Consider the following 16,389-nt stretch of genomic DNA (forward strand, 5'->3'; position numbering starts at 1 on the left):
TTTTATTTTAAGGTGTTTAACAATCAATAGGCGTTGATTATCTACGGCTCATTTTTAAAACTTTCTTTTGAAGTTTTTGAACGTCTTTACCTTCTTGCATTCCAGCAAGAATAGCTTTGTTATAAGCAGTGATTGCCATGTCGTTAGCACCATTCAATGCAAGGTAATCTCCTTTTACTTCTAAGTTGTCTGAGTTAGCATTGATTTCGATTGATTTCTCAATCCAAATGTAAGCTTCGCTCAAATTCGCTTTCAATTCAATACATCTCTCAGCAGCGTCTGAATAAACAGCCCAATCAGATGCAGAAGCATTTTCTACTGACTCACGAAGCTTTGTGATCTCGTTGTCCTCATTTTCCATTCCTTTAGCTAAAGAAACGTTTACAGCAAGAATTGAAACTAATACGAATGCAAGAAGTTGTTTTAAAGATTTCATGATTGATATATAATTTTGAGGTTTATTTTAAATCTAAATGTTTACACAAAGAGTATTGCTATAAGCTTGCCAATTGAAGTTATATTATTGATATTCAGTTATTTGTGTTTATTTTTTATTGAAAAAGCCAATTTTAAGTGTAAAAATGACTAAGAAATCGTCACAGATTTGAACAGAGTGTACGAAAATGATCATATTTTTGTGAGTTATTCCGAATAATATTTTGTTTTAACTCTTTTGTTAACTGTTGTTTAGAATTTTATCTATGTTTTATGTGTGATATTTAGAATTTAATATCGCTTGTTTACATTTGGTAAGTTGTGTTTTTTGTACATTTATAAATACAATGCTGCTGTTTTTGTGGATTTCATAAATATTTGATTGTTATTTTGATTATTCTGTAAAAATTAATCTTTATATAAAATATTTTTTACGATAATATCATTTTACTCTTGGTTTGTGAATCAACTGAATAAAGGTGTTCACTTTTGAAACATGGGATATTTTGTCGTTAAATAGGGTATAGAAACGGTCACTTTTTAAATACTATAGGAAGTACTTTTAAGTACTTATTAGGAGGCTAGATTAACTATATCTACCAAGAGTAATATTTCGAATTGATTAAGAGAAGTAGAGGGCATTTACTAATGAAATTTCGTTTACATTTGAATAGATAGTAAGGAAAAAAGTTTATATACAAAAAAGCCTCTCTATTTCTAGAGAGGCTCACATATGGTATTGATATGTATATATTATCTAGCTAAATTCAATAATTTCTTTTGTACTTTGCTTACATCATAGCCATCGTTGTCAGAAATCGCTTTTAAAATAGATTGTCTGTAAGCTTCGATCGCCATTTCTTTAGCTCCGTTTACTGCAAGATAGTCACCTTTTAATTCTAAGTTTCTTGCATTAGGATTAATTTCAATAGCTCTTTCTAACCAGATATAAGCTTCGCTCATATTTGTTTCTAGTTCGATACATCTCTCAGCTGCATCTGCATAAATTTGCCAATCTGATGCAGAAGCATTTTCTACAGCTTCACGTAATCTAGTGATTTCGTTATCATCATTGGCAGCGAAAGTAGTACCGAATGCAAAAACTGAAATAATTGTAACTGCGATTAAGTTTCTTAAATTTTTCATGGCAATATATATTTTAATAGAAAGTGTTCGAAAATTGTTTACATATACCGTAATACTATTCTTGTGCCATAAAAATGTAAAATACTGATAATCAATTAATTAAATATTAATTTTGTAGAAATAAGTATAAAATATACACTTTAAATTGTATCATGATTGGACAAGGTGTTCAAAAGTGTACATAGAATAATGCAATTTCCAAATATTATTTTATTTACAACCTAAAAGGTGATCTCTGTCAATATTAAAAATAGGTAAAAGTGATAATGATTAGTTTTTTATTTTGAGTCTAAGTGACAAAGGAATTAATATTTATGGCATTTTTATTTAAACATGATAATTTTTTGTTCTTTGTTTTGATAATATTGAAAATTTTCAATCAATTATTTATTAATATGTAAATTTATATCTCATATTTTCTGTGAAATTTCACTTTTCATAAAAAACTGTCCGTTTTTGGAAGTATAGGTGTTTTATGTACGTTTATAGTGTTCGAAAACAAAAAAAGAGGTATTTCTACTAGAGAAATACCTCTTCATATTTATGTACAATTGAACTTAGATAGACATATCTAAATCCCAGTTTTCTAAGATATCAGCAACCTTTCTAACGAACATTCCGCCTAAAGCTCCATCTACAACTCTATGATCATATGAGTGAGAGAAATAAGCAAATTGTCTAATACCAATTACATCCCCTTGTGGTGTTTCAATTACCGCAGGTTTTTTACGGATAGTACCTACAGCCATAATCGCCACTTGTGGTTGCATAATAATTGGTGTTCCGATAGTATTACCAAAAGAGCCGATGTTGGAAACAGTATATGTACCACCAGAAAGTTCTTCTGGCTTTAATTTGTTTTCTCTTGCTCTAATCGATAGATCTTGAATAGCGATAGCTAAACCGCTTAAGCTTAATCTATCTGCGTTTCTAATTACAGGAACGATAAGGTTACCATCAGGTTTAGCTACAGCCATACCAATATTGATGTCCTTTTTAACTACGATATTATCGCCATCTACTTGAACATTAATCATTGGGAACTCCTTAATTGCTTTAGCAATTGCAGAGATGATGATAGGCATAAATGTTAGTTTAGCACCTTCGTTTTTTTGGAATGCATTCTTATTTTTATTTCTCCATAATACAACATTCGTAAAATCAGCCTCTACACATGAAGTAACATGTGGAGCGATTTGTTTTGAAGCCACCATACGTTCTGCAATCATCTTACGGACTCTGTCCATTTCGATCACTTCATCACCATTGTCCATTGAAACTGCTGGAGCCTGAGGAGCAGGACGGGCAGCAACTGGTGCAGGTGCAGGAGTTGAAGTAGGTTGAGATACTTTTGGAGCAGGAACATGACCTTTCTCAAGGAAAGCCATCATATCGTTCTTTGTCACTCTTCCGTCTTTACCAGAACCTGGAATAGTATCTAAGACTTCTTGTGAAATTCCTTCTTTCTTGGCAATATTTCTAACTAAAGGAGAATAGAAACGGTTACCGCTTTTAGCAACGATTTCATTATTTGCATTATTAGAAGGAGGAGTATTTGGGGTGGATTGTGAAGTAGTGGTAGTTTCAACAGGAGTTGTTGTTTCTTCTGCAGCACTTTCGCCTTCAGTTTCTACTATAGCGATAGGAGCACCAATTTGAACAACATCGTCTTTTTGAACTAATATTGTTTTAATAACTCCTTCTACTGTGGCAGGAACTTCTGTATCTACTTTGTCGGTGGCTACTTCAACTACAGATTCATCAAGGGTAATAGAATCACCCTCATTTTTTAACCATTCTAAAACTGTAGCTTCCATAACACCTTCTCCCATTGCTGGAAGAATCATTTCTACTTGTGCCATATATATAGTTGATTTGTATATCTAATCTCAAAACAGGACAGGCCAATTTTCTGCAAAGGTAATAAAAGAGTTAGAGAAAAATTAGCGTACAAAATACATTTATGTGATTATCGTCACCTTTCGAAAATTATACTTTGTTAATTATTGTGAGGTTTTCTTAAAGAATCTCATTAATAACTTTTGTCTACACTTTAAACCTTAAAAGAATAGTAGGTAATCTGCAGAATTATCAGAAAATTGATGAAATAAATATTTTGAAAAACATTATGAATAAAAATTCAATCCAACATATATTTTTTGATTTAGACCATACTCTATGGGATTTTGAAAGAAATTCTGAAGAAACACTGATCTCTTTATTTGAGAAATATAAAATAGGAGAGCAAGGAGTAAATATTGAAGACTTCTTAGTTGCTTATAAAAAGATAAATCATCAACTATGGGATTTATACAATCATAGTAAAGTCACAAAAGAAGACATAAGGTTGAAGAGATTTCCTATGGCTTATGAAGAGATCGGGTTGGACCCTACAACTTGTCCGGGTAATATTGGTGATGAATATTTGGAAATTTGTCCGCATAAACCTTATCTAATCGAAGGTTGTATAGAGCTTTTAGATGGGTTGAAAGGGAAATATACACTACATATTTTATCGAATGGTTTTGACAAAACACAAAGTATAAAGTTATCAACAACGGGGTTGAATAAATATTTTGATGTTGTTGTTACTTCAGAATCTTGCGGTGCAAAGAAGCCTTCTCCAGAAATTTATACCTATGCTCTAGAAAAAGCAGGTGCAAATGTTGATAACTCAATAATGATTGGGGATAACCCTATTACAGATATTAAAGGAGCGAAAGATTTTGGCCTACAAACGATCTATTTTGGACAAGAAAATACTGTAGCTGATATTGAAGTAAAGTCATTAATTGAAATCCTGGAGTATCTGTAAACCTTGTTAGTAGGTAAACATTAGGTATATGAACATAATGTGAATCAAAAGGAGCTAACAATCAATAAGGTAGGATTGATGTTAAATTTGTTGAAATTAGTTGTTAATGTTTGGCGTGTAATGTGTTAATTGTAGTATATTTATTTTGTAAATATTTATTAACATCCGATTCACTAACGAAACACATATGACAACTACAGTTAAATCATCATCTGAAAGAGAAAAAGCAATTAAACGTCTCAAATCTGACCTCCATAAATGGAGAAAATATGAAAGAGCTTCTGCTTGGCTCAAAGAGCAAATGTTGCAATGGGAAATTAATAATGCATAAAAAAGGTCATCACAACAAAAAGTGATGACCTTATATATTTTTATCGAGCTCTAATTATTTGGCAATACAGGTATCTATTGCGGCCAGAATAATATCACAAGCTTTATGAATTTCTTCATCTGAAATGATTAGAGGAGGGGCAATTCTGAAAGCATATGGAGTAGACAAGAACCAGTAAGTGATAACTCCATTTTCTATACAAGTAGTAACCACTTCATTAACTAATTCAAAGCTTTCCATATCAATGGCAAACATCAGCCCTTTTCTTCGAATCTCTTTTATGGCAGGGTGAGACTTTAATCGATCTTCAAATAATTGACCTTTTCTTTCTACATCATCAATTATGTTGTCTTCTTTTAATGTTTGAATAACAGCGTTGGATGCTGCACAACATACCGGATGACCACCAAATGTAGTGATATGTCCTAAAATAGGATCATATGATAAGACTTTCATCTTTTCTTGAGAAGATACAAAACATCCCATAGCCATACCACCTGCCATTCCTTTGGCAATAGTTAGAATATCTGGTGTTACTCCAAAGTGTTCAAAGGCAAAGAATTTTCCAGTTCTACCGAACCCTGTTTGGATTTCGTCAAAGATTAATTGGGCACCTACTTCATCACATCTTTTTCGTAAAGCGGTCATGTATTCTATAGTAGGTATTCTTACTCCTGCATCCCCTTGAATTGGTTCTACAATTACTCCTGCTGTTTTTTCAGTTATATATTGAAGGTCATCTTCAACATTGAAGTTGATAAAACGAACATCAGGTAATAATGGCCTAAATGCATTTTTCTTTACTTCATTTCCTGATACACTTAATGACCCATGAGTATTACCATGGTAGGAACGGTTAAAGCTAATGAGCTCAGTTCTTCCGGTGTATCTTTTGGCAAGTTTTAGTGCAGCTTCATTGGCCTCTGTACCAGAATTTACAAAGTAGGTGGCATTTAGCGAATCTGGTAATACAGACAATAAACTTTTAGTGAGTTCTATTTGTGGTTTTTGAACCATTTCTCCATAAACCATCACAAACAAGTATTTATCTACTTGGTCTTTTATCGCTTTGGTGATTTTTGGATGTCCATGCCCAAGATTGTTTACAGCAATACCAGAAATAAGATCCATATACGACTTACCATTCACATCGTACATATATACACCTTTGGCATAATCAATTTCAATCCCTAAAGGGTAAGGAGAAGTTTGAGCTTGATGCTCAAAAAATATGTCCTTATTAGATTTGTTCGAAATATCCATTTGTAAATTCCTTTCGTTTAGCGAAGGTCTCGCTTAGAATTACAAAAATAATGAACAGACATGGTATTTGGTACAGATATCTGTTACTGCTTCGTAATAGGAAATAAAAAAAGGGAACCTTTCAGTTCCCTTTTCTATGCTATTGCTTAGCTTTATTTTGTTCTTTCAATTTTTTATTGAAAGCATTAATCTCTTTGCTGGTAACACCTGTTGCTTCACTAATTTTTTTAGTAGCAGTTTTACCAATTTCTTTTCTCTTTTCTTTGAAAGCCTCAGCAGTTACATCACCATTTTTCTTTGCCTTGTTGTTGTTGCCGTAGTCTTTGATTTGTTGAAGTTTAATTTCGTAAACACTCTTTTGTTGTTCTTCATTAAGACTAAATTCTTTTGCGAAGACTTCAGCATACTTTTCTGCTTTCACTTGAACCTTGCTTTTCTTTTTGTCTTGAGCAAAAGATGTGATTGAAACCATCACCGCTAGTAAAATAAATAAGTACTTTTTCATTTCTGGTTAACTAAAAAATAATAATAAATAGTATAAATGTCTATTGTCAAAAATAGACGAATAAGAATACACACATGGTATAAGAATGATTCGCAAAATAATACAAATCGTTCAAAAAGGAAGAAAAGTTAATTTACGACTGTAATAAGTCGATAATGTATTCACCTTTGTCATCAAAAATAATTACCTAACATTACACTAACAATAAAAATTAGCCATTTATGAAAAATACTTTTTTATCATTTTTGATCATTATAACATCTGCATTATATATTAAAGCACAAACTAGGGTAGGAAGTCCTTTTACAGATCACATGGTTTTGCAACAGAATGAAGAAGTTAATCTTTGGGGATGGGATACTCCGGCAGCAAAATTAACGGTGAAAGGGAGTTGGGGAGAAAGTGTTAAGACGATTGTTGATCAATCAGGAAAATGGAAAGTGACTTTAAAAACACCTGAAGGAAGCTATACTAATTATCAAATTACTATTAAAGGAACATCAACGATTAAGCTTAGTGATGTTTTATTTGGAGAAGTATGGTTATGCTCAGGGCAGTCCAATATGCAAATGCCTTTGCAAGGTTATTATGGCCAACCGGTAATAGGTAGTAGAGAAATGATAGCCTCATCAAATCAAAAGAATTATATCCGTTTGTTTCAAGTAAAAAGAGCGTTTAATGGTGTAGTACAGGATACCCTTTCAGGTAAATGGACAGAGGCTACCCCATCTACTGTAAGAGCTTTTAGTGCAGTTGCATATAGTTTTGGTAAAAAGCTGGCTGAAAATTTAAATGTACCTATAGGATTAATTCATTCGTCACAAGGAGGATCAAAAGCTGAAGCTTGGATGAGTGAAAGTATGTATAGAGAATTAAGTGATGATGAGATTGTTTATGAAGGGATCAACCAGAAGAAGGCAATTAAAACTCCTACCTTATATTATAATGCAATGATACACCCGCTGGTAGGGTATACAATACGAGGAGCTATTTGGTATCAGGGTGAAGCCAATCGATCTACTAATGCTACTCAGAAGTATAGTAAAGTTCAATCTACTTTGATAAATGGGTGGAGAACACTTTGGAATCAAGGTGATTTCCCATTCTACTTTGTGGAGATTGCTCCATTTGGTTACAATGGAAAAGACAATGTAGAAGCAGCAGAATTAAGAGCGGAACAATACCTTACGACTGAACTAGTGAAAAATACTGCAATGGTATCCACAGCTGATTTAGGAGATCTAAAATACATTCATCCTTCACAAAAGATCGAAGTAGGTAACCGTTTAGCGAATATTGCTTTATCTAAGAACTATGGAATAGAAGGGTTAGATTATCTGTCACCTATTTATAAGAGTTCAACTGTAAAAGGGAAATATGTTAGTGTTCAATTTGATGATGCACCTACAGGGATTACTACTTATAGTAAAGAACTAAAAGGATTTGAATTGGCGGGTGAAGATGGAAAATTCTATCCAGCAAAAGGAAAGTTTAAAAAATATCGTTTATCGGTTTTTTCTGATAGTGTCTCTCACCCAAAATATATAAGGTATGCATTCAAGAACTATCATGAAGGAAATTTATTTAGCGTAAATGGCCTTCCTGTGATACCTTTTAATAAAGAAATTGATAAAAAAGTGGAATAATCAAGCAAATAAACTAGTAAGAATATAAATATGACCTTTTGAAGGAACAATTTGACCCGATGAAGGAAATCGAACTTGAAATAGTGGCGTTTAATTAACTGTAATTCAGATTAAAACATAAAAAACTAGTCTTATGAAAAAGTTATTATTTGCTACAATTATTGGAATGTTTATGATGTCATGTAATGATTCGGAAGTTAATCCAATTGTAGATGATAATGTAGATCCAGGTTATGAAAACCCAAGTGATCCAGGATTTGATAACCCAGGTGTTGATCCAGATTATGATAATCCAGGTAATGTAACACTTCCTATTTCTGAATAGTTACTGATAAATATTTATAAAATTAATTTGAAACAACCTTACTAGAAAATATTATGAAAAAGTTATTATTTGCTGCAATTATTGGAATGTTTATGATGTCATGTAATGATTCGGAAGTTAATCCAATCGTAGATGATAATGTAGATCCAGGATATGAAAACCCAAGTGATCCAGGTTTTGGTAATCCAGGTGTAGATCCAGATTATGATAACCCAGGTAATGTAACTTTACCGACAGCTGAGTAATAATTAGGTTTAAAGTATACGCTAAACCGTAAAATATATATTAAAAGGTATTTTCCAGAAAGTGGAGAATACCTTTTTTTATTGTCTTCCTTTACTTGAATCACAAGAACAACTAGATCCACAGCAGCCATTTTTGGCATTGCATCCCCATCCCATAATACTCATCAGAATAAAATATCCACCCATAACAATACCAACAACTTCGTGATTTTGTACGGATGGAGCTAAAACTGCAACACCAAGAACGAGCCATAGCACTCTAGGTATATTCCAATTATTGAGTAATCTCTGTTTCATTTTTTCCAATTTAGAATTACTGCACTTACAAATATACCATATAATGTGCTATTAACAGGAGAAGAAGTAATAGCACAAGTTCCATTATTACATCCAATAAAATAATAATAGCTGTAACCGAGAGTTCCTCCTAGAAGTACCACAAGGATATTTTTCCAATAATTTGATATAAAATGCATCATTTCTTTATTCTCTTTTTTCAAAAATAACCAAATGAAATAGTATCTTATGTGATAAAGATTACATATTGTAGTACGATCTCTTAGGGTAAATTAAGAGTGTATTACTTCATTTGGTTTTAATCGAAAGCATTTTGAGAATATTTTATATACAGGAATCTAAAAGAAAGGAGAATTACCAAAAATTCGCAGAGGAGTTTGGTGGTACTTTTGACGGAGAAAACCTTAAGATTGATAATGATGACCTTAAAGTTGATATTACCTACTTTGAAAATATTTTTGGTGTAAGCGTTATTATCAATGAAGTGTATTTGGAGGATGATGTACGTTTTGAGATTAACCCAACCAAAGAGGAACAACTGATGTTATATACTCGATTTATGACGTCTTCTGATTCTCAGGTCATCATAAACGACAAAACTGTGGAACAAGAGTACATAGATTCTGCGGTGATCTCTAATAATAAAAATAGCCTAGAAACAATATATCGTAAAGGGAAAAAGATTAAATCAGTGACTATCGTAGTTCCATTTTCTGAGTGGATAAAAGTAACCAAAAACGATTACCCTGAGCTTACAGATCTTTTCAAGGAAGAAACGCCATGGATAGAAGTGGTGAAAGTCTCTTCAATTATGAAAAAGACCTTAGCAGAAATTTTTTCTCTAAAGAAAATGAGCTTTGGTAGGAGAGCTTTTACAGTAACTAAATCATTAGAGCTATGTTCCTTATTGTTTATTGAGCTGATGAAAAAGAAGCAGGATGGGGAAGAAATAGGTATGAAAAAAGAGGAGTTTGAGTTAATGGAAACGATGAAAGAAGATCTACGAAATAAATTAGCCAAACCTCCTAAAATTGATGATTTAGTAAGGGAATATGGAATGAGTGCCACAAAACTCAGAGAAACCTTTAAAAGGGTAGTGGGTACTTCAATACATCAATTTATTCTTTCGGAGAGATTTCATTTAGCATATGATGCCTTGGTTAATTCTGAAGTCCCAGTATCAAAATTAGCGATAGACCTAGGTTTTAATACAACAGCACACTTTTCAGATGCTATCAAAAAGAAATACGGAGTCAGTCCTTCTGAGTTAAGAAAATCGATAAAATACGGAGCTAATTGATTTACGGAGAGTAGCTTTTACATTTTGTCTTATGTGTTAGTATCCTAAATGTATGTTTTTAACACAAAATCTAAAAAAAGTTATTTATGATTGGTTTTAATCAATAATTTTCATGTACCTTTAGAGTATACTCAGCTCCTTTTCATGTAAAAGGCATTTACGACAGGAGCTAATCCTATACAATAAATAGAGATTAGTTATCCTCCATCTTAAAAGATGGCAACAATTAAAAATGAGAAATTACAGCTTGAAATATTTTCAAGCTGTTTTTTTATGCCCAAAATTTAATGAAAGCCAAAATGTATAAGTTTATGCCTACCTAGTACAAATACAGTCTCTTACATTTCAGTATATATATACAAATTCATAGTGTAGTAATATTTAAAACCCAAGATTAACTTATTGGAATATAATTATTCCATTGCTTTGTTGAGATGATGATAGTTTAAAAAAGATGTAAAGAAATGGGAAACAGTCTGGAATTATTTTCAGGCTGTTTTTTTATTTCTATGTTTTTAAGAGAATAATCGGATTGTGTAAGTTTATTATTTATATGTGAAAATACGTTAGGCTAAAAATCGGTTTATATAACTGTAGTTTAATAATTAGCGAAATATTTTTACCCAAAAACATTTTTTAAATCGATAATTTTTTGCCCATATCGATAATGCTTTATTGCGATGATGATAGTTTAAAAAAGATGTAAAGAAACAGAAACAGCTTAGTAGAATACTGAGCTGTTTTTTTTATATGTTGTTTTTTGAAACTCAAATGATATTTATCGAAAATCGAGTGCTTCAAAATCGAGTTTAATTTAATATATCAACAGTAGTATAATTAACTAAGACTAATACCAATTAAACATTTACAATTCTTTTTTACTTGAATATGGAATTCATTTATGAAAGAATCACTCGTTTAACCAGCGAGTCCAGTTAAAAATGAGAATGATGGACAGCTTGTAGAAGAATCTGCAAGCTGTTTTTTTATGCTATTTCATAAGAAAAATAACGAAATGTTGTTTTTTGAAATAATTGAGGTTGAATTCGTAAATACTACCTATGTTTTGTGAGTATAATAATAATGTAAACTGTAAGTAAAAAAGCTTATAAACTGTAACCGAAAAGGTTACCAATTAGAAATGAGACAGAAAGCCAAAGGTTCAAGACCTTTGGCTTTTTTTATGTCAAAAATCAGATATTTTGTTTTTTGAAACTATTATGTTTTAAAATGGAAATCTTTTCGAGACAAAGCAGGTATATTTACATTGTAAACTGTAAGTAAAAAAGCTTATAAACTGTAACCGAAAAGGTTACCAATTAAAAATGAGATAGAAAGCCAAAGGTTCAAGACCTTTGGCTTTTTTTATTAATAGTCTACCACAAGTTTCTTGCTTACTGATTTACCTTCTTTGTCTGTATACATTAATATGTATACTCCTTGAGGAAGTCCTTTCTCTTCACCGATACTAGATTTCCTAATTGGAGATAGAATTCTTCTTGTTTGAATAAGTTCACCTGTAGCGGAAAATAATTGTATTTCCCCTTCTAGTAGAGCTTCCCCTTCAATTTTAAATAATCCGGAACTAGGATTGGGGTAAACTGAAAGTTCTAAGTCCGTTAATTCATTTTCTAATGAAAGCCCTTTTACTCTTGAAGATGAATTACAATTACTATTTGCTTCTTCTTGAGTTGCAAAGCATTGATCACAACTCTCAATAGGTCTGCAAGGCGGACATTTTACTGTAATAGAACTTTGTTGGCCATATGCGTTTGACAATGCCATAATTAGCATCATCAAACTGATATAAATATATTTTGTCATTATTAATTTCAATTCAAGTGTTACTTCACTTTACAGTGATTTGATAAACTGTACAATAAATGCTCTTTCTTCTTCAGAAAGGTTATTGTATGCAGTTCTAGAATTAGAGGCATCGCCTCCATGAAGTTGGATTGCCTTTTCTATCGATGTTGCTGAACCATCATGCATAAATAATGTCGCTTTACCATTTCGTTCTAGTAAATCAATGTTTCTACCCATTCCCCATAAAGCAGGCGTTCTGAAAGAACCATTATATACATTATGGACTTTCATATCTGTATATGGACGTATCACCAAATCTCTAAATTCCTTTGGAGCATCAGAACTCGTTTTCTGAGTAACTTGGTGGCAACTAGCACATCCCACTGTATTAAAGGCAAGTTCACCCTCAGCAACACCAGGGATATTGTAAGAGTTGGCAGACCTTGTTGGTACGGTTAGGAATTTGGTATAAGCAACGATTTGTTCTAAATCTTCTTGAGAAATATCAGTATCAGGATTGATACCATGATCTTCTATTAAAGCATTTTTAGTTTGATCTTCTACAGTGGCAACACCACCATCCCAACGTAATCCGGCTTCAGCACCTGCAATCCATTGGAGCATACCTATACCAAATACTGGAGGAGCAATTCTAGGACCTCTAGGAGTATTGATCACTTCTGATCCTCTACCATCTCTAAAGTGACAGCTTCCACAAGAAGTTGAGCCAATGCGTGCTTGATCTAATTCGACTTGGAATTGATTGTACTCGCTGGCTTCACTTCTGTGGGTTACACCATGGAATAAGTGATGTCCTTCTAAGAAATCATCAACGTCGTCTTCACTTTCGAGTGTGATAATATGTTGAGTGAAAATAGCATCTCTTTCAAGATTATAATTTCTTTCGTTCCCACCTGCAGTAGCTAAACTCGGTAAAATCATAAGTGTAGAAGCTTTACCCGCGGATGCTAAACGAGGATCACCTAGTGTATTGAAACCTTGTCCGATAAAATAATTTTGAAGAGTATTATAGGTTTGAGCACCTGATCCACCAGCAACTGCAGTAATTTCATAATTGACCATATTACCATAGTTATACCCAGGTCCTAAATCAGAATATGTTGTCCCTGATACTCCACCAACGGTAGTAGCATATCGAGGTGCAGGTGAATCACCAATATCTAAAATATCAATTCTTACAGGAGTAACAGGAGCTCCTGCATGAGGATGGAAAGTTCCATTAGCAGATGTTAGTTGAGGATCAATTCTTAGATTGTCAGGACCATCTGTGATAATAGTTTCATAACGATCTAAATAACGAAGTTGATCGGCATTATGTACAGCGTCAAAAACAGCTTCTGTGATACCATCATAAGCATGTGGATGTCTAAAACGCATCCAGTTGGCTGCAGTAGAGGCAATCGTAGGTCTATTTCGAGGATCAATTCTTTCTCCTTTTGTTGTAAATAATGAAGAATACATATATTGATCACCTGGGTCATCTGTCATATACCCTTTTTTCTTATATCTAAAGAAGTAAAAGAAATTATCCGCTTGTAAACATTTAGTAGGAACACTGTTCGTTTCGTTTAACTTGATCCCCTCAAATTCTATTTGGTTACAAGAACAGAAAAACTCAAAATCAGGGTTGCCATCTGCTTGAATATCTATTGTTTGACCATGACTTACTGAAATAGTAGTTAAATCTTCAGACAGATCAAATGTATACCCATGTGTACCAGGTTGAACTCCAAGAACCGGAGTTGGTAATGCAGGTGAAGGGTAGAGTACCATTGGAATATCACCACATGCTTCTTCTTCACAAGGAGCACAAGGGCCTCCACAATCGACTCTTTCTTCTCCTTGATTTAATATACCATCAGTACATGAAGGAGCAGCACCGCCTTCCAGAATTGCTGTATTTCCTAAATCTATAGGACAATCGCCACCGTCTCCCCAACGAACAAAAATGTGATAATTACCTGGAGCTAAACCCGTAATAGTGATCCATTTTAAATTGTCTTTTTCAGTGTAAGGGTAGGTATTGCCTCCATCAATTGAAAACTCAATATTTTCTCGATTTTCAACATCGTCAAATGATAAAGTAAGTATACCATCATTTTGTCCTTCAAAAGATTCATTTTGTTTAGTGATTACAGCATTTGGATTAGGTGTTCCATTACAAACTTCTTCACAAGAGATACAATTGGCTCCACCGCAGTCAACACCAGTTTCATCACCATTTTGGATGCCATCGCTACATGTAGGGCAATCGTTACAAGAAGCACCCCCACAATCAACACCGGTTTCATCACCATTTTGTATACCATCTCCACATGTAGGAACAAAGAAACATTCTGATACTTGAACAACTTTTTCTTGTTCGTTACTTCCTTGTACTTTGATGGTGTAATCTGTATTTGCACTAATATTGACAAATCTTTGATAGTAACCATCTTCTTGTTTATCAGGAGTATAGCAGCTACCATTTAGACATAGATATAAAGCAGACCCTAAATCTTCATGATAATATAAAATTCCTTGTCCGTCTATAATAGTTAAACCAAAGTCACCGCAAGAACCTTCTCCTGGTCCAGAGGAACAAGGAGTACATGAGCCCCCACAGTCAATACCGGTTTCATCACCATTTTGAATATTATCGGAACAGGTGTCAGTAATAGTTTCTTTTAATAGCCACCAAACATTACCAGCTCCTTCACCATTTGTATCATTTTCCTGATTATCCCCTGCAAAGTAATATAATGGTTGACCATTAAAAGTAAGTTGAAGCTCCCCATCACAAGTTCCACTCAACCCGAAGTCTCCAGTTAAACCCTGTGGTAAACTATTGGGTAAAATGATATTTAACTTAGAAGATGCAACAACTAATGGCCAATTCTGAGCACAACCATCGGTACAACTTCCAAACTCGTTCGTATCATTATCCCATGTATAGATAGCTTTCGCTGGTAAATTTCCGTACTTCGCAATGAGGTATTCACCATGTGTAGGTGAGCTTGCTACAGAAATAACTAAGTCTTCCTTAGTCGGAATAGGGTCTTCTGGACAAATAGGGCAAACTCCCCCACAGTCAATTCCTTCTTCATTACCATCTTTAATCTGATTCTCACATGAACCAATAGTTACCGTACCTAAATAGGTGTTACATTCGCTATTTCCCCACTTCATACCAGCGGTATAGCTTCCTGAAGCTTTGTTAGGTACAGTCAATTGCCCCTCTTCGATACTGACTTTAAATGAATCAGAATCAAAGAAAAATAAGATGGAATCATACTCGTTTTCGACATTATTAAAATGGAATGTAACACTACCATCTAAGGCACCATCTGAAGTTTCATTGCTTGTCGTAACATGTGTGAAAACATTGGCAGGGTTATTTAAACCTGTGCAGGGTTGCGGTTCTGCAGGTGTGCCAATAAAATTAATTTGGTCAATATTTAATGCAGCATCACCAGATTGGAAGATAATTGCAAAAGTATCACCCTCCTGAATGTTTACACTAACAGAAGTTGTATTATAATTACCCACCCATGCTCCTGAAGATGAAAATGGGATATTATCAATGTCATTACCATTGATAAAGAAAGATATCTCACCGGATAGCTCAGAGGCATATACAATTTCTACGGAAGATGCAGATGGTGAATTTTCAATTTGAATACCTGCACCTTGTGCTGATATATATGCTACACCTTTGCCATTTGAAGCAGCAGGGTCATCATAAACAGAGGCACTTCCGACGATTTGTGCAAGTTCTACTTCTATTTTGTGACGATCAGTTGGAGGGGGAGCAATGCATGGTTCACAATCTCCTCCACAGTCTACTCCTTCCTCGTTTCCATTTTGGATTCCATCAGAACAAGTAGGAATTACTGGGTTTGTTCCATCTCCTTTTGCTGTGGCAACAACAGAGTATTGATCGGAGATATACTGACCACTACTATTGTCTTGGATTTTCAACTGAATAGTGTAAGTGTTGCCTACTTCTAGTCCGCTGACACTTCTTTCCCAACGATTTCCTACTTTTTCTCCAGGCGAACAAGCAGCACCTAGACAGATGTAATTCCATCCACCTGTCCAGTTTTGGTCTTCAAAGTAGATGGTAGCATTTCCATTTTCAACTTCAATCCCATAACCTTGTGCATTTGAAAAGCTCATTGTTGAAATGAAAAGCAGAGCAGTACAAAGGAATTGTACATAATAGTTAGTTGAACGACCGCTATTCTTAGTATTAGAGTAGCAGTATAAACAGAG

15 protein-coding genes are annotated in these 16,389 nt (G+C 33.7%); 6 read left to right on the forward strand and 9 right to left on the reverse strand.

Annotated features, from left to right (window positions below; translation table 11 throughout):
- Positions 1-37: 37 nt before the first annotated feature.
- From HGP29_RS00895 to HGP29_RS00905, 3 genes are all read right to left on the reverse strand, one after another.
- A complete protein-coding gene (locus HGP29_RS00895; protein ID WP_168880422.1) occupies positions 38-436 on the reverse strand; it encodes a hypothetical protein in 399 nt (132 codons plus the stop codon).
- A gap of 752 nt (positions 437-1,188) precedes the next feature.
- Positions 1,189-1,581 carry a hypothetical protein gene (locus HGP29_RS00900; RefSeq protein WP_168880423.1) on the reverse strand — a complete coding sequence of 131 codons (393 nt, stop codon included), beginning with the start codon at positions 1,579-1,581 and terminating at the stop codon, positions 1,189-1,191.
- Positions 1,582-2,138: 557 nt separating this feature from the next.
- On the reverse strand, positions 2,139-3,443 hold the full coding sequence (locus tag HGP29_RS00905) for a dihydrolipoamide acetyltransferase family protein (RefSeq protein WP_168880424.1): 1,305 nt from the start codon (positions 3,441-3,443) through the stop codon (positions 2,139-2,141).
- A 266-nt stretch (positions 3,444-3,709) separates the two neighbouring features.
- Between HGP29_RS00905 and HGP29_RS00910 the strand changes: the two genes are divergently transcribed.
- Both HGP29_RS00910 and HGP29_RS00915 read left to right on the forward strand, forming a co-directional pair.
- Positions 3,710-4,396, forward strand: coding sequence for a YjjG family noncanonical pyrimidine nucleotidase (locus HGP29_RS00910; RefSeq protein WP_168880425.1), 687 nt, complete (start codon positions 3,710-3,712; stop codon positions 4,394-4,396).
- Positions 4,397-4,583: 187 nt separating this feature from the next.
- Complete coding sequence (locus HGP29_RS00915; protein WP_168880426.1) at positions 4,584-4,727, forward strand: hypothetical protein; 144 nt, start codon at positions 4,584-4,586, stop codon at positions 4,725-4,727.
- Between the two features lie 54 nt (positions 4,728-4,781).
- On the opposite strand, the gene HGP29_RS00920 is transcribed toward HGP29_RS00915, so the two are convergent.
- On the reverse strand, positions 4,782-5,990 hold the full coding sequence (locus tag HGP29_RS00920) for an aspartate aminotransferase family protein (protein WP_168880427.1): 1,209 nt from the start codon (positions 5,988-5,990) through the stop codon (positions 4,782-4,784).
- A 139-nt stretch (positions 5,991-6,129) separates the two neighbouring features.
- Positions 6,130-6,495 (reverse strand): hypothetical protein, encoded by a 366-nt coding sequence (locus HGP29_RS00925; protein ID WP_168880428.1) that lies wholly within the window; start codon positions 6,493-6,495, stop codon positions 6,130-6,132.
- Between the two features lie 221 nt (positions 6,496-6,716).
- On the opposite strand from HGP29_RS00925, the gene HGP29_RS00930 reads away from it, so the two are divergent.
- The 3 genes from HGP29_RS00930 (at position 6,717) to HGP29_RS00940 (ending at position 8,711) form a co-directional block, all read left to right on the forward strand.
- Entirely contained in the window at positions 6,717-8,141 is a 1,425-nt protein-coding gene (locus HGP29_RS00930) for a sialate O-acetylesterase (RefSeq protein ID WP_168880429.1), read from the forward strand.
- A gap of 133 nt (positions 8,142-8,274) precedes the next feature.
- Positions 8,275-8,466, forward strand: a complete 192-nt coding sequence (locus HGP29_RS00935; protein ID WP_168880430.1) for a hypothetical protein — start codon at positions 8,275-8,277, stop codon at positions 8,464-8,466.
- Between the two features lie 53 nt (positions 8,467-8,519).
- The gene (locus HGP29_RS00940; RefSeq protein WP_168880431.1) at positions 8,520-8,711 is read left to right on the forward strand and encodes a hypothetical protein; all 192 of its coding nucleotides are present in this window, start codon (positions 8,520-8,522) and stop codon (positions 8,709-8,711) included.
- A gap of 78 nt (positions 8,712-8,789) precedes the next feature.
- Here HGP29_RS00940 and HGP29_RS00945 read toward each other — a convergent pair whose 3' ends face one another.
- Together HGP29_RS00945 and HGP29_RS00950 are read right to left on the reverse strand one after the other, a co-directional pair.
- Entirely contained in the window at positions 8,790-9,008 is a 219-nt protein-coding gene (locus HGP29_RS00945; RefSeq protein WP_168880432.1) for a hypothetical protein, read from the reverse strand.
- Complete coding sequence (locus HGP29_RS00950; RefSeq protein ID WP_168880433.1) at positions 9,005-9,190, reverse strand: DUF6132 family protein; 186 nt, start codon at positions 9,188-9,190, stop codon at positions 9,005-9,007. Before HGP29_RS00950 ends, HGP29_RS00945 begins: the two co-directional genes overlap by 4 nt.
- Positions 9,191-9,321: 131 nt before the next feature.
- Between HGP29_RS00950 and HGP29_RS00955 the strand changes: the two genes are divergently transcribed.
- Positions 9,322-10,308 carry a helix-turn-helix domain-containing protein gene (locus HGP29_RS00955; protein WP_168880434.1) on the forward strand — a complete coding sequence of 329 codons (987 nt, stop codon included), beginning with the start codon at positions 9,322-9,324 and terminating at the stop codon, positions 10,306-10,308.
- A 1,368-nt stretch (positions 10,309-11,676) separates the two neighbouring features.
- On the opposite strand, the gene HGP29_RS00960 is transcribed toward HGP29_RS00955, so the two are convergent.
- Positions 11,677-12,132: a T9SS type A sorting domain-containing protein gene (locus HGP29_RS00960; protein ID WP_168880435.1), complete on the reverse strand. Its 456-nt coding sequence runs from the start codon at positions 12,130-12,132 to the stop codon at positions 11,677-11,679.
- 30 nt (positions 12,133-12,162) lie between these two features.
- Positions 12,163-16,293 carry a di-heme oxidoredictase family protein gene (locus HGP29_RS00965; RefSeq protein WP_211093167.1) on the reverse strand — a complete coding sequence of 1,377 codons (4,131 nt, stop codon included), beginning with the start codon at positions 16,291-16,293 and terminating at the stop codon, positions 12,163-12,165.
- Between the last annotated feature and the right edge of the window lie 96 nt (positions 16,294-16,389).

It is taken from the genome of Flammeovirga agarivorans (assembly GCF_012641475.1).
Lineage (GTDB): Bacteria > Bacteroidota > Bacteroidia > Cytophagales > Flammeovirgaceae > Flammeovirga > Flammeovirga agarivorans.

Bases quoted from the DNA above. Each gene is read 5' to 3' on its own strand.
- HGP29_RS00895 (WP_168880422.1), bottom strand. From the start codon at position 436: ATGAAATCTTTAAAACAACTTCTTGCATTCGTATTAGTTTCAATTCTT.
- HGP29_RS00900 (WP_168880423.1), bottom strand. From the start codon at position 1,581: ATGAAAAATTTAAGAAACTTAATCGCAGTTACAATTATTTCAGTTTTT.
- HGP29_RS00905 (WP_168880424.1), bottom strand. From the start codon at position 3,443: ATGGCACAAGTAGAAATGATTCTTCCAGCAATGGGAGAAGGTGTTATG.
- HGP29_RS00910 (WP_168880425.1), top strand. From the start codon at position 3,710: ATGAATAAAAATTCAATCCAACATATATTTTTTGATTTAGACCATACT.
- HGP29_RS00915 (WP_168880426.1), top strand. From the start codon at position 4,584: ATGACAACTACAGTTAAATCATCATCTGAAAGAGAAAAAGCAATTAAA.
- HGP29_RS00920 (WP_168880427.1), bottom strand. From the start codon at position 5,990: ATGGATATTTCGAACAAATCTAATAAGGACATATTTTTTGAGCATCAA.
- HGP29_RS00925 (WP_168880428.1), bottom strand. From the start codon at position 6,495: ATGAAAAAGTACTTATTTATTTTACTAGCGGTGATGGTTTCAATCACA.
- HGP29_RS00930 (WP_168880429.1), top strand. From the start codon at position 6,717: ATGAAAAATACTTTTTTATCATTTTTGATCATTATAACATCTGCATTA.
- HGP29_RS00935 (WP_168880430.1), top strand. From the start codon at position 8,275: ATGAAAAAGTTATTATTTGCTACAATTATTGGAATGTTTATGATGTCA.
- HGP29_RS00940 (WP_168880431.1), top strand. From the start codon at position 8,520: ATGAAAAAGTTATTATTTGCTGCAATTATTGGAATGTTTATGATGTCA.
- HGP29_RS00945 (WP_168880432.1), bottom strand. From the start codon at position 9,008: ATGAAACAGAGATTACTCAATAATTGGAATATACCTAGAGTGCTATGG.
- HGP29_RS00950 (WP_168880433.1), bottom strand. From the start codon at position 9,190: ATGATGCATTTTATATCAAATTATTGGAAAAATATCCTTGTGGTACTT.
- HGP29_RS00960 (WP_168880435.1), bottom strand. From the start codon at position 12,132: ATGACAAAATATATTTATATCAGTTTGATGATGCTAATTATGGCATTG.
- HGP29_RS00965 (WP_211093167.1), bottom strand. From the start codon at position 16,293: ATGAGCTTTTCAAATGCACAAGGTTATGGGATTGAAGTTGAAAATGGA.